This window comes from Buttiauxella sp. WJP83 (genome assembly GCF_027594725.1).
GTDB classification, from domain to species: Bacteria; Pseudomonadota; Gammaproteobacteria; order Enterobacterales; family Enterobacteriaceae; genus Buttiauxella; species Buttiauxella selenatireducens.
Genome location: NZ_CP110080.1, coordinates 3111576 through 3125165 on the forward strand (window position 1 = coordinate 3111576; position 13590 = coordinate 3125165).

The following is a 13590-nucleotide window of genomic DNA, read 5'->3' on the forward strand; positions in this document are numbered from 1 at the left end:
ACTGCCCGCACCTTAACTGCCAAAACAATATGAGTCAAGGCACGCTAAAACCCATATAAACCGGGCCCTGTAGAGGGCCCGGATGAGTTTCACAATTATTACGACCGCTAATTCATTAGAATTACTGCATTTACCGTATCAATAATTCAGCTTTCGACAGGATTTGTGCGCCAGATCGCGCGGCGAGATCATAATTGTAAATGTCTGTCCGATATTGCGTGCGGCCATCATCACCGACAAACGCAGTCAGATAGTAGAGATTGACCGGGATGGTCTGCCGAATGTTCACATACTTGGTGTTGCCATCTTTGAGCTGGCTGGAAATCCGCGCATCGTTCCAACCCGCATCTTGCAACAGCATGTTTGCCAGTTCAGAGGCTTTATTGACCCTTACGCATCCAGAGCTCAGCGCACGCGCATCTTTCTGGAACAGGTTGTGATTCGGCGTGTCATGCAAATAGATAGCTTCAGAACTCGGCATATTAAACTTGTAGCGCCCTAACGAGTTCTGCACCCCAGGTTTTTGCTGGAAGCGGAAAGGCAAGTTGCTGGCGGTGATGGTTCCCCAATCGACACGCCACGGGTCGATTGACTCCGCATTGTTGCTCCAGCCGCGTAGCACGCTATAACCATGCTTATCGAGGTAGCCTGGGTCCTGACGCACCTTTGGCAGAATATCGTTACGCGCCAACGTTGGCGGAACATTCCACGGCGGGTTAACCACCACATTGTTAAGCGCGCTGCTCATCATTGGCGTTTTGCGGTCAGGTCGCCCAACAATCACACGTGAAGCCAATACTTCACTGCCGTTAAGGTAATAGCTCAGCGAATAGTTAGGGATGTTTACCATAATGCCGGTATCGAGTTTATTCGGCAGTAATCGCAAACGTTGAATATTTAACGCCACCAGTGAAGCTCGCTGTTGTGGCGTCATATTCAGCCAGTCACGTGTTAATTGCCCAATTGAGCCATCTACGCCCAGCCCCTGCCATTTCTGGAAGCGTTTCACCCCTTCCACCAGCTCTTTGCTGTATACACTTCGGACCGCTGGAGTTGATTTCTTTTTCTTCCCGGCAACCGCAGCAGGTACCTGTTGAGCGATTTGCTCACTGTCTTGCTGAATGGCTGAAGGACTGACTGCAACATCGGCAATAGCCGTACTTGAGCGTGACGGAAGCGGTTTCGCAGACTCAGCTTGCAGCATGCCGGTGCGAGCCAGAATCTCTCTTAGCGCTGGAATATCATTACTCCACTGGCCAGGGCGGAGCGTTTCGCTGCCAGTCAGCTGTGGCCAGGGCCGCGAATCACTTAACAAATGCACCAATGATTGACGCAGCTTGGCGTATTGCGGATGTGATGGCGCAAGTGTTTCGACAAAATTCACCAGCGTTCCTTGATCAACTGCCACTTGCCATTGGTTAATCACAGAAATTGGCGGTGTTTGCATCTTGTAAGGCTTGGTGCCGTACAACCAGCGATTACCTTCCGTTGGGATGCCATAAACAAATTGCAGATAACCCATCATCGCATCGGACAACACAATATCGCGGGTTAAACCCGTTACGGACGGATCGGTGAGCAGCTCAACCCAAGTCGTGAATTGTGGTTGAATACCCGCAATCGCCAGTTCCGCGAGCTGTTGCTGGAAAGCCTTAACGGCATCGCGGTTCTCCCACATAGGCTTCATTTCGCGCGCAGCATAGAACGCTGAGAGGGCATTCAGGTAAACGGGTGTGTAACCCGTCGGCAAATGGGCGATCAGTTGAGAACGACTTTGCGCAGCAGACATGCCTGTCGAATTGAGTGGTAATACGCCCACCATCGTAGCGGTAGCGGTAGATTGTGGTAGCGGCTGGTTTGGTGAATTTGCGGGTTCAATGCTCACCGCAGAACTGTCAGATTGAACGACTGCTGGCTCATCTGCATGCGCCATAAACAGTGGAGCGAAACTGAGCGCCAGCCCAAACGTAAGCGCTGACAGTCGAAAACCGTGCAATTTTGTAAGCAACATCCCTTGCCCCCTGTTTAAAACTTCATTTTTCGCCCAGATTTTCGCGCTGGGTTTTAATATCAGTATATAAACAGCGAATACTAATTGCCCGTATAAATGTAAATAAAATTAAAGATTAAGAACTTTCAAAAGAGAAAACGCGGGCCGTAGCCCGCGTTTCTTTATGATGCATCTAATGTGTCAGCAACTGGCTCGGGAAGCGGTGGCGCAAAGCCTCGCAGCCCTACAACGTGAACGTGTTCATGGTTCTGAACAACCTTACGTACCAGCTTATAAGTGGTGCCTTTTTCTGGACTGATGTTCTCAGGTGCTGCAATGATCAGTTGCATTTCAAGGCGTTCGCACAATTCAAAGAGCGTAGCAATCGACTTCGCATCCAGTCGTGCCGCCTCATCGAGGAACAGCAAACGGCATGGGGAAATGTCTTTACCACGCAGTCGACGTGACTCTTCTTCCCAGCTCTGAACCACCATCACCAGAATAGACATCCCGGTACCGATAGCTTCACCGGTGGACAACGCACCACTTTCCGCACGCAGCCAACCATCCGAGCCACGGTTAACCTCAACTTCCATTTCGAGGTAGTTACGGTAATCCAGCAGTTCCTCACCGATCGTCTGCGGCGTGCGCTGGCCCATGTCAATTTGCGGATTCAGGCGTTGATACAGTTTCGCTAATGCTTCAGAGAAGCTCAGGCGATTGCTGTTAAACAGATCCTGATGCTGCTCATGTTGTTCTGAAAGCACATCCAACAACATCGCATGAGTTTCACGCACGTTGACATTCAAGCGCACACTGTTCACCTGGCCGAAGGAGACACTTTGCAGACCCTGGTTCAGCATGCGGATACGGTTTTGCTCACGCTGAATCGTCTTACGAATGATATTCGCCACACTGCGTGAACTGATCGCTAGTTTTTGCTCGCGTGAAGTCAACTCTTCCGTCAGGCGGCTCAGTTCAATCTCCATCTGCTCGATAGCTTCAACAGGATCATCGGTACGAATAATATCCTGACGAATACGTTCGCGAAGATGCTGATATACCGCAACAAAGAATTGAATCTTACGTTCAGGTCGCTTTGGATCTTCAGACATGCGCAGTACATCGCGCAGGTGTTCGTTATCCGCAACAGCTAAACGCAACGCACCCAATGCTTTATCCGAGATAGAACGTAGCTCGTCACCAGTGACATAAGCCAGTTCACGGCGATGCAGACGGCGCTCAACACCATTTTCTTTCACCATACGCATCACGGCACACCAGCCCGCTTTTGCGGTGACAACTTGTTCACGCATTTCAAAATAGCTGCGTTCCAGCTGTTTGAGTTTGCGGGTTAAGTTGTTCATTTCCGCTTCGCAATACGTCAGCGCTTTTTCGAGCTGATTACGACGGCTACGGTTGGTGCTCAATGCGGTGTGTAATTCATCACGACGTGAGCGGGCACGCTCTTCAGCACCAATATCGGCACGAACACCGATGTCCTGGAGCTCTTTGTGCAGATCGGTTAACAGCTCTTTTTTGGTATCAAAGGAGCTTTTCAGTGACGCCATCAACTGGCTGAACTGACTTAATTGCTGTGCATGGCTGCGTAATGCTTCACGTGAACGCGTACGTTCAGCTTCAGCTTGTTCCAGACGACTGCGCAATTTTTCATTTAAATCGCTGTTGCCGTCGAGCATGGCTGCGGAGTCAGAGTAGCTGAAGTGTGCACGACGCTGCACCACTTCAGTTAAGGCAAACGCCTGCTGACGAGCATCACGCTGCACTTGCTGCGCGTACTGATAATCTTCTTTTAGCTGCTCAAACTGCTCAGGGTCACTTTGCAGCACCGACGCCACCGCTTCGAGTTTTGCAAGTGGGTTACCAAACTGATGCAGGAAGCGCGCGGCTTCTTCCGCTTCGTCGAGACGTTCACGGATTTCATCGCAGCGGTCAGCCAGCGTTTCATCATTGAGTAAACTGATACGTGGCAACAGGCGGTTAAGTTGGTCAACCCCTTCTTTCGCCTGATCGTATTGCTGACGCTGCTGCTGATTGTCGTTTTCATGGCTGCTGATAGCGCGTTCAACTTCGCCACGACGGGTGTTGAGCTGGCGAATCTCCGCTTCCGGATCGTCATCAAATGCCACACCCAAATGCTGGCCAATAAAACGACTGAATGCCTGGTGTAAACGCTGTGATTTCTGCACATCGAACGACAGTGTCGCAAAACGCTCTGCCAGGGTTTCACGTTCTGCATGCAGATTTTCAAGGCGATTTTCACGTGCAGCGCGGCCAAATATTGGCAACTCAGGCAGACGAGAATAACGCCACTGGCGTTCGGCGGTTTTCACCAGGACGGCTGCGTTTAACTCTTCAACCGTAAAGACGTTGTCATCAAAGGAAGACGGGTCACCTTCGATTAAATAAAGGTCTTCCGGGCAATCTTCCAGGTTGTCTAATTGCTCGCGAACCAGCGATAAATCTGGCACCACGATGGCGTGACGCGACGGGCCATACAAAGCCGAGAAATAAGGGGCATCATCGAGGCTGATGTCGTCATAAATTTCGGACAGCAGCACACCACCAAAGCGTTCAGCCAACGCATTTAAGCGAGGGTCTTCGGCACCGCCAGGTTGGCTAAGGCGTTCGATCTCTTCGTCAATGGCACGTTTACGCGCACCGACTTCATCACGTTCAACCGTAACGTCACGCTCACGCTCCAGCAATTGCTGCATGTATTCGGTTACATGCTGGCTGCTTTCAAATTGCTCATGAGTCTGCTCGCAAAGCTGAGTGAGGCTGGTTTGTGCTGCTAACCAAATCGGCGCACGCAGTGACAGACGTTTAATACGAGCCTGGATCTGCTCTTGTTCCTGGCGCAGATTTGCACGTTGATCGCTGGCATCAGACACGCGTTGCTGCAAGGTCTCGATACGTTCGGTGAGCTCTTCATGCAACACTTCCAGATCTTCAGGATCAAAGTGTTTACCTTGACGCTTACAGAATTCAGCGAACATGCGTTCAGCTTCTTGCTGCTCGCGTAAGCGTTGCTCAAGTTCGTTGAGGCGCGCTCTGAGAGGCTGAACTTGCTCCATCAAATGGCGTTGGTTATTGCTGTCACGCAGTAATTCACGTGCAACACTCCACGCTTCACTACGACTCACAGGGCCATTAATAGCGGTAACAAGCTGATAAGCATGTTCAAACTGGCTATGTGCCGTTTGAGCCACACTCATTTTCTGCTCAAGCGTCAGCAGTTTTTCTGTCGTTTCCTGCTCTTTTGCCTGGAAAGTCTCTAACCATTCTTCCGCGCTTTCGGCGGTCAGGTCTGGCAGATGGCAGAGCGAACGCGCACGTTCCAGAGCCTGTAGCGCTTGTTGATACTGAATGGCTCGCGTTTGCTGAACATCAAGCGCTTGCTGGTAATCGGCAAGCTGGCTTTTCAGCTCATCCACTTCCAGCTCAGCAGCTTCTGCACGGGCTTCATTCTCTTCTTGCTGCTCGGAGGCTTCGGCAACAATTTCATTTTGTTCTTCGAGGCGCATTTGCAGTTCGTCGAGGTCAGCTTCATAACGCTCGATTTTTTCCTGCTGGCGAATCGCCGTTTGCACCAGGTTCAGGTGGTCGCTGGCCGCCTGATAATCCGTTTCCAGATCCCCTTCCGCACCGCTATGTTCAGCCAGTTCACGTGCCATTTCGACATGTTTATATTGTTCAGCAGCCAGTTGCTTACGGCTGGTGAATAATTCACGGCGGAACTCGAGCGCTTTATCCAGGTGGATGCGACGTTCATTGGCGTGACGCATGTAGTCCGCTGCCACATAGTTGGTGGCCTCAGTAATCAAATGCTTAAACAGATCACGATCCGACTGAGTAACGCGAATCGCTTCCAGCGTCATGCGGTTTTCGCGCAGTGCGGCTTCCATATCCTGGAAGGCCTTACGCACACCACCGTTTTCAGGCAACAGATAGTCACGCAGCGAGCGAGTGATGGCGCTGGAAATCCCGCCGTACAGCGAAGCTTCGATCAGTCGATAGTACTTGCTACGATCCGAGGCACTGCGCAGACGACGCGCAACAATGCCCAAATCGAACATCAGTGAGTGGTAATCGGTAATCGAGTTGAACTGTTTAAATTGAACGCCTTCGATGGCTTCCACTTTATCTTTCAGTTCTTGCAGGCTCAGTACGCGAGCCTGACGTTCATTAAGTGTTTCCGTCAGCAGTTGCGTCGGCTGAATGGAAGTAGGTAAACCCTGAATCGCGAACGGTTTGATATCGACTTTACGATCGCGGCCCGCCACTTGTTGCAGACGCACACCGACGACAACCCGCTGGTGGCGCGAGTTAACGACATCAAGCAGTGAGTAACAGACGCCTGCTTTTAACTTACCGTGCAGACCCTTGTCGCGCGAACCGGATGTCGCCCCCGCTTCCGTGGTATTACGGAAGTGCAGCAGCGTTAAATCGGGAATAAGCGCCGTAACAAATGCTGCCATGGTGGTGGATTTACCAGCACCGTTACCGCCAGAAAGTGTTGTTACCAGTTCATCTAAATCAAAAGTACGCGCGAAGAAACCATTCCAGTTAATCAGCGTTAGCGAGCGAAACTTTCCGCGTTCAATCATTCCTGTTCATCCTCCGCGTTATCCTGAACAGCTTGCGACTCTTCAGTTTCATCATTGAGTTGCAAACGAGTTTCTACCGGCATCGCTTCACCATCGCGGATCATGCGTAATTGCGCTTCACGCGCGTCGTCACCGGCGCGCACATCGGCGCCAAAGCGGAATACAGATTCAGAGATACGGAATTTGCTGCTGTCGTGTCCCATAAACCAGATCATGCCGAGGCGGCGTAAACGGGTTAACGAAGCACGGACTTTTTCTTGCAGTTTTTGGCGATCCAGATCCGAGCCTGTAGAACGGTTATTCACAAGTTTGAGTAACTTGTTTTCATCCGCAAGTGTTAACAGCTCATCGTACAGTTCTGCCTGCGTGAAGATACCTTCGTTCGCGAGGCGTTCCGGGCTGAGGTAGAGGTAGCAAAGAATTTTACCGACCATCATATCCAGTTCGGACAGCACAGAACGTGGAATCAGCGTAGTGGAGCGCGGGCGCAAATAGAAGAAACCTTCCGGGGCGCGAATCAACTCCACGTTATAGCGGGTGTAAAACTCTTCCAGTTCATCCTGGAAGTCCATCAAATAAGCATGATTATCGAGCTCATCAAGCCCAACGTGCCTACCTGCGCGTAACTGGCTATCGAGTGCCGGAAATAACGGATTGGCCAACGCCTGTGCCAGTTTTACCGGCATCACTTTTTCAATATTTGTTGATGACATGCGCCTGTACCTTGGCTCCGTAATCGTTAATTGCCTGCCACTGTGGCGGCAAGCCAGTAAAATCTGCTTCAGCCACACCCAGACGTACCGCCTGGTCGACTACGATTCTCGCCACATCAAAATGGCGGGCGCGTGGGTATTGCGCCAGATAGTCCCGCATTACTACGCCTAAATCTAGCGGCACTTGTCTGGTTTTGTAGACCTGAAGAGCAGCTTCGATGAGCGCGGCGAGTTGTTCGCGGATCTCATTAAACTCTTCGAATTCCAGATCGCTTGGCAGTTCACCCGTCACTTCATCATCACGTAATGCCATTTCTTCATCGCGCATATCGAGTAAGCGGTCAGCATTGGCATACGTCAACGCCCAAGGCGCATCGAAATAGTTCTGTACCGAAACACGCAAACGCTGTGCAAAGACACGGTTTTTATCCATGTCGATGGCGGTACGAATGAATTTATGAACGTGGCGGTCATAACCAATCCACAAGTCGATTGCCTGTTGGCCCCAACTGACGATACGGTCGAGTTTGCTTTGCAGATCAAACACCAGCCGGTCAACAAAGTGCAGATCGTCACGTCCCAGTATCGCATCCTGAATACGCAGCAAGTTTGCCTGTAATTTATCGCCTGCCGCTTCGAGTGTGTCTTGCAATTCGCGTAATGTGCCAGAGGTTTCCGATAACAGCATTTCACAACTGGAAATGGCGGCACGCCAGTCTTTGTTAAGGAGTTGCGCGATATCATCCTTAACCTGTTGCTGGTGCTCATCCATGATGCGTTGGGTGAGATCGATGCTGTCGAAAATCTCAGCAACCGAGTATTTCAGAGGGGCAAAGACGTTACGGTGCCAGTGGAATTCATCACCACCTTCGTCGGCCGAATCGGCGGCACGTTTAAGTTCACCCGCCACAATCGATAGCTGCATGGATAAACGCAGCGTGGAAAACTCACGTTGGCGAATGTAGTAATCTGTAATGCCAATGCCGAGCGGAGTCAGGCGATAAATCGCATTGCCTTCATTGATTTCGCTGACAAAACGGTTAATCAAACGCTGGCGCACCATGTCATTGATAGCGTTGTTGGCACGAACACTAATAGTTTCGCTGGTTTGATCAAAACCTTCGCTGACATGGCGGAAAGCGTCAATCAATTCGCCTTCACTCATTTCACCGTCGAGCCGCTCACCATTTAACGTGGCGATCGCCAACAGAAACGTCAAACGCTCTGTGGGCAGCGAAATCGAATAGTCATTTTTCCTGGCCCAGGCAACCAGTTCCGGCACTGTCTGGGAAACATCACTCATAATTTGTCCTTGGCTCAAGCGGCTTGATAGCTGTCACGTGGATATAGCGGCCGAGGCTCACAAAAGGCTCCTGCCGGCAATAACGCGTTTCAAGTTCAAGCAAATCGTCAAAACCATCGCGTTGTTTGTGCTTATCGCGCAAGTAGTCGTGGAACACTCGCACACCGGTTTTACCGGTAATCTGCCAGCCAATTTGCTCCAGCCAGTGATAAACCTGTTCTGGCTGCAGCGGATTGTCAGGCGAAAGTGTTTTTCTCTTATTCTTTTTCATACCCTGAAGAACATATTCGAAGTTGCCGACAAACATGTTTCGCATCAGTAGGCCGTTAGCATTGTAGAACATCAGGGATAAAGCACCGCCAGGTACAAGGTTGTCCCACAAAGTTTTAAGCACAGCTTGCGGGTCGACGACCCATTCCAACACAGCGTGAAACAATATCAGATCAACCGGTTTTTCCAAATGTTGACCAATATCCTGGGCTGCAGAATGTATGAATTGCATGTTGCTGCTCACACCTTTTTCGTGGGCCAAAGCCTGAGCGCGGGAGATCATCTCAGCAGAAACATCACAAAGCAGCACGTCATGGCCACGTTCAGCGAGACCACACGCGGTTTGCCCTTCGCCGCCGCCCGCATCCAACACGCGTAATTTTTCAGGTAACGTGGCAAGCAAAGCATCAAGATCTTGCCACAAGATGGCCTGGCGGAGCTGTCCTTTAGTTGTACCGTAGATGTTGCGTGAGAACTTCTCAGCAATGTCGTCAAAATTGCGGTCACGCACGGGTACGGCTCCATGGGGAAAGGGTTCATCTAAGAAAGTCGCTATTTTGGCACAGCCGAGCCAAGAATGAACCCGTCTGGTGTAATATCACCCGCGTTTACCTGCTGTATGGCTAAAAAAGGACCCATAATTCATGCTTTTTATCCTGAAAAAATATATCGGCGGGCTGCTGCTCCCCTTACCCTTTTTGTTATTGCTGATGGGTCTTGCACTTTGCCTGCTTTGGTTCAGCCGCTGGCAAAAAAGCGCAAAAGCATTGTTGAGTGTGAGTTGGTTAGTTTTGCTGCTGATTAGCCTACAGCCTGTCGCTGACAAAATGCTCAAACCCATCGAAGACAGCTATCCAACCTGGCGCGGTAGCGAAAAAGTGGATTACATCGTGGTGCTTGGCGGTGGCTATACATGGAACCCGGAATGGGCACCAAGCTCTAATCTCATGAACAATAGCTTGCCGCGCGTGACCGAAGCGATTCGTCTATGGCAGGCAAATCCCAGCGCAAAAATGATCTTTACTGGTGCGCGAGCGACAACAAATCCGGTCAGCACTGCGGAAGCAGGAGCGCGGGTAGCGGAGAGTTTAGGTGTACCACGTTCGCAGATAATCACCCTGGATTCGCCAAAAGATACCGAAGAAGAAGCGGCTGCGGTGGCAAAAACTATCGGTCAGCAGCCATTCTTGTTGGTGACTTCCGCATCTCACTTGCCACGAGCGATGATTTTCTTCCGCCATGCTGGGTTGAATCCGATCCCCGCTCCTGCCAATCAATTGGCCATTGCGTCGCCACTTAACCCATGGGAGCGAATTATCCCAGCACCGGTTTGGTTAATGCACAGCGATCGCGCCATTTACGAAAGTGTGGGGCGTGTCTGGCAATGGTTAAAAGGATCGTCAGGAGAGCCAGGGCAGTAAGTTTTTCGACGCAATATCAAAAGCGGGTCGATTAAGTCGGCCCGACTGCAACAGCTGTGCGACGCAATCCCACAAGACGTACATCCACCGCCGCCACAAGAACGACTCAGCTACCGGGGCTCGTTGTAAATAATGCCAAAGCAGGCTTTCCGCTTGCCCTTGTTCATACAGGCGGAATATTTCATATTCACGCGGTGCCCAAAGCATCATACCAGGATTGACCATTGCCAGTAATTGGTCGCTGCGCCCGTCTTTCAGCATGCTGCTGAGCGTAAAGTTGCCATGTATCAGCACGCAATTATCGTTAAAATCTTCGAACAAGCGCGGCAAACATTCTCGAGTACGAAACAGGATCCGGCGATCCTGCATGGTCAGGCCATTATTGGGGTACTGATTGAGAGTTGCCCACAGCGTTTCGACACGCTGTCGATACCATGAAGGCCAGATATTCTCTTGAGTGCTGTCGACGTTACCGACACAACCCCGGCTATCGACGCGATGCCAGGCGAGTAATCCTTCTACGATTTGATCTTTAAGAGGCTCCCAGCGATCAGGCGTGCGGGTGGGCGCTTCGACCGGTACACCACGCAAACGCTCCATCAAAAGGACGTCTGGCCCCGGTGTGTCATCATGCGTCACCACACCGTAAACCACAGGCAAACGCACCGTGCCGGACCGTGCAAGCAGGGACATTTTCCAGGCAAGCTGCGCAGCAATACCTCGGATACTAAAGCTTTTTGCCAACAACGACATCGCATTCCCGTCGCTGTCATATAGCGACCAAAGCGAGGTGTTTGGCTGTTCGTTGATACATTCGATCCGGCTTAGTTTCTCACCCAGCAGATGACTCAATTCCTTGCGTAGCAACTCCATGACTCATTACCCCTTACAACACTGGTGTTTTTATAATGAGCTTGCTGGCACAGGATGTCATCACCTCAGATCAATATGCCTTGAGATAATAAAAAAACCGGCGCTGAGCGAACCGCGCCGGTTTTTCAAAGTAAGAGAGCTCACCTAAGGCTATGGCTACTTCATCGCCTGGCGTACACGCTCTAAATCCTCCGGTGTATCAACGCCAATACTCGGGATTTCTTTCGCGACGGCAACATGGATTTTTTCGCCATTCCACAGCACGCGCAATTGTTCGAGCATTTCGATCTGCTCGAGCTGACTTGGTTCCCAGGTCACATAGCGACGAATAAAACCTGCGCGGTAGCCGTAGATACCAATGTGACGCAGCAGGGAATCACCAATCGTTTCACGAGACTGTACAAAACGGTCTCTGTCCCATGGAATCGTCGCACGGGAGAAATAAAGCGCATAGCCCTGCGCATCCATCACCACTTTTACCGCGTTCGGATTGAAGGCTTCTTCCGCAGAGTCGATTGGCACTGCAAGAGTCGCCATGCCTGCCTGGCTATTGGCCAGATTGCTGGCTACCTGACGAATGATAACCGGAGGGATCATCGGCTCATCACCCTGCACATTCACAATCACGGTATCATCGCTAAAATTATATTTTTCAATAACTTCAGCAAGTCTTTCCGTGCCTGACTGGTGATCAGCCCGCGTCATGCACACTTCGCCACCCGCCGCTTCAACGGCGCGAGCTACTTCTTCATGATCGGTTGCTACGATGATACGTTCTGCGCCCGATTCGCGGGCACGTTCCATCACGTGAACGACCATCGGTTTACCGTTAATGTCTTTTAACGGCTTGCCCGGCAAGCGAGTGGAAGCGAAGCGCGCTGGAATGATTGCCACAAAACTCATGGGTTAGTCTCGTCAGAAGTCAGTACTCGGGCTTCAGTTTCCAGCAGCACTGGAATGCCATCGCGCAGAGGAAACGCCAGATGATCAGGTTTGCAGATAAGCTCCTGCTTTTCCTGATTAAAGTAGAGCTTACCGTTACAAACCGGGCAAGCGATGATTTCAAGTAATCGATGATCCATGGTTACTCCAGAATGGCCGCCATCAAAAGCGAAAGAATAACATATCTCACGCACTCTCCTGGCTAATTTCCCAACCTTCACCCCACGATGTAGCGAATGCCGCTGGAATATTGCCCAGACGAATCTGCTTAGCACCTTGCCAATGAGCAAATTCAGTAAACGCTGTGCGCAAGCTCTTTATCAAAGACAGGCTGGAATTAACTCCATCCTCAAGATACAGACTGATAATTTCAAGCTCTTCGATTTTACGATGCATCTTTGCATCGATTCGCCCCACAATTTCCCCTTGATGCAGCAACGGCAGAACAAAATATCCGTACTTACGTTTTGGTGCGGGGGTATAGCATTCAAGGCGATAAGAGAAGTTAAAAAGAGTTTCAGCACGCTTACGATCCCATACAACAGGATCAAAGGGTGATAACACTGCTGTGTGAGTGGCTCGCAACGTGTTTTGTTCTGCTTTCGCCAGCAAAGGGAACAGGTCGCCGTGCAGCCACATTTCGCCAATACCCTCAACGTTAACCTGCATAGCGTTGCCATTTTCCAGCCATTTGGCAAGCAACGGCTTGAGGGATATTTTCTTCAACCGGTAATAATCAGCCAACCATTCAGGGCGAAAAATACCGAGACTGCGCGCACTGTTTTCCAGCATCTGCTGTTCGGCATCATGCTGATGAATAAGATGCAAATCATCATTCCAGTGCGGCAATACACGCGAGGTCAGATCATAAACACGCTGAAAATTGCGCCGTTCAATCACCATGACTTTTCCGGCCGTGAATAACCCCTCAAGATGTTTCTTATGAGGCTTCCACTCCCACCACCCGCTCGCGCCTTTACGTGGATGTTCAAAGTCAGCAGAACGTACTGGGCCATTGTGCTCAATATAAGCCAGGAGTTTTTCTATCTCTTCGGCATGTTCGATCATCCATTCAGGACGATATTTCCAACCCATATTTTCGGGATTAAGCATCCGATGACGAATCAGCGAAAAATCTTTTCTCGGTAAAAAACAGGCTTCGTGTGCCCAATACTCCATTAAATCGCCGTTAAGCAAAGCATCATCCAGCCAGTTTTGCGGATATTGACCTAAGCGACTGAATAACACCAGATAGGGGCTTCGAGCGACAATGTTGATAGTATCGATCTGGAGTAACGACATGCGGTTAATGGCCGCGACAACATCGGTAGATTTTGTGCAGCGTCGAGGCTTGAGGAGCAAACCCTGCGCCGAGAGATGGAGGTTACGAGCAGCACGTAAAGTCAGTTGCGGTACGGACATAAAAGAGTCCTGTATTTAGCAAACT

The 13590-nt window shown here is 50.6% G+C and carries 10 protein-coding genes; 1 reads left to right on the plus strand and 9 read right to left on the minus strand.

Translation table 11 applies throughout. From position 1 onward, the window contains the following. Positions 1-130: 130 nt before the first annotated feature. The 5 genes from ldtD to cmoM form a co-directional block, all read right to left on the minus strand. Complete coding sequence (gene ldtD, locus OH773_RS14485; RefSeq protein ID WP_270139493.1) at positions 131-2011, minus strand: L,D-transpeptidase; 1881 nt, start codon at positions 2009-2011, stop codon at positions 131-133. Positions 2012-2172: 161 nt separating this feature from the next. Further along, positions 2173-6621 carry a chromosome partition protein MukB gene (gene mukB / locus OH773_RS14490; RefSeq protein ID WP_270139494.1) on the minus strand — a complete coding sequence of 1483 codons (4449 nt, stop codon included), beginning with the start codon at positions 6619-6621 and terminating at the stop codon, positions 2173-2175. Then, entirely contained in the window at positions 6618-7334 is a 717-nt protein-coding gene (mukE, locus tag OH773_RS14495) for a chromosome partition protein MukE (RefSeq protein ID WP_183273055.1), read from the minus strand. The genes mukB and mukE overlap by 4 nt, the downstream gene beginning before the upstream one ends. Beyond that, positions 7315-8637, minus strand: a complete 1323-nt coding sequence (gene mukF, locus OH773_RS14500; protein WP_270139495.1) for a chromosome partition protein MukF — start codon at positions 8635-8637, stop codon at positions 7315-7317. The genes mukE and mukF overlap by 20 nt, the downstream gene beginning before the upstream one ends. Continuing rightward, positions 8630-9418, minus strand: a complete 789-nt coding sequence (cmoM, locus tag OH773_RS14505) for a tRNA uridine 5-oxyacetic acid(34) methyltransferase CmoM (protein ID WP_270139496.1) — start codon at positions 9416-9418, stop codon at positions 8630-8632. The genes mukF and cmoM overlap by 8 nt, the downstream gene beginning before the upstream one ends. A gap of 133 nt (positions 9419-9551) precedes the next feature. Here cmoM and elyC point away from each other — a divergent pair, with 133 nt between their 5' ends. Beyond that, positions 9552-10328, plus strand: a complete 777-nt coding sequence (gene elyC / locus OH773_RS14510; RefSeq protein WP_270139497.1) for an envelope biogenesis factor ElyC — start codon at positions 9552-9554, stop codon at positions 10326-10328. Here elyC and OH773_RS14515 read toward each other — a convergent pair. The 4 genes from OH773_RS14515 to OH773_RS14530 all read right to left on the minus strand — a co-directional run bounded on the left by OH773_RS14515 (position 10308) and on the right by OH773_RS14530 (position 13565). Further along, on the minus strand, positions 10308-11201 hold the full coding sequence (locus tag OH773_RS14515) for a YcbJ family phosphotransferase (RefSeq protein ID WP_270139498.1): 894 nt from the start codon (positions 11199-11201) through the stop codon (positions 10308-10310). The genes elyC and OH773_RS14515 overlap by 21 nt on opposite strands. A 156-nt stretch (positions 11202-11357) precedes the next feature. Beyond that, positions 11358-12104, minus strand: a complete 747-nt coding sequence (gene kdsB / locus OH773_RS14520) for a 3-deoxy-manno-octulosonate cytidylyltransferase (RefSeq protein ID WP_270139499.1) — start codon at positions 12102-12104, stop codon at positions 11358-11360. Then, positions 12101-12283, minus strand: a complete 183-nt coding sequence (gene ycaR / locus OH773_RS14525) for a protein YcaR (protein WP_034494329.1) — start codon at positions 12281-12283, stop codon at positions 12101-12103. The genes kdsB and ycaR overlap by 4 nt, the downstream gene beginning before the upstream one ends. Before the next feature lie 46 nt (positions 12284-12329). Next, positions 12330-13565: a winged helix-turn-helix domain-containing protein gene (locus tag OH773_RS14530; RefSeq protein WP_270139500.1), complete on the minus strand. Its 1236-nt coding sequence runs from the start codon at positions 13563-13565 to the stop codon at positions 12330-12332. Positions 13566-13590: the final 25 nt, after the last annotated feature.

Excerpts from the sequence above, each read along its gene's own strand:
- mukF (WP_270139495.1), bottom strand. The coding sequence starts at position 8,637 with ATGAGTGATGTTTCCCAGACAGTGCCGGAACTGGTTGCCTGGGCCAGG.
- mukB (WP_270139494.1), bottom strand. The coding sequence starts at position 6,621 with ATGATTGAACGCGGAAAGTTTCGCTCGCTAACGCTGATTAACTGGAAT.
- ycaR (WP_034494329.1), bottom strand. The coding sequence starts at position 12,283 with ATGGATCATCGATTACTTGAAATCATCGCTTGCCCGGTTTGTAACGGT.
- ldtD (WP_270139493.1), bottom strand. The coding sequence starts at position 2,011 with ATGTTGCTTACAAAATTGCACGGTTTTCGACTGTCAGCGCTTACGTTT.
- kdsB (WP_270139499.1), bottom strand. The coding sequence starts at position 12,104 with ATGAGTTTTGTGGCAATCATTCCAGCGCGCTTCGCTTCCACTCGCTTG.
- OH773_RS14515 (WP_270139498.1), bottom strand. The coding sequence starts at position 11,201 with ATGGAGTTGCTACGCAAGGAATTGAGTCATCTGCTGGGTGAGAAACTA.
- elyC (WP_270139497.1), top strand. The coding sequence starts at position 9,552 with ATGCTTTTTATCCTGAAAAAATATATCGGCGGGCTGCTGCTCCCCTTA.
- mukE (WP_183273055.1), bottom strand. The coding sequence starts at position 7,334 with ATGTCATCAACAAATATTGAAAAAGTGATGCCGGTAAAACTGGCACAG.
- OH773_RS14530 (WP_270139500.1), bottom strand. The coding sequence starts at position 13,565 with ATGTCCGTACCGCAACTGACTTTACGTGCTGCTCGTAACCTCCATCTC.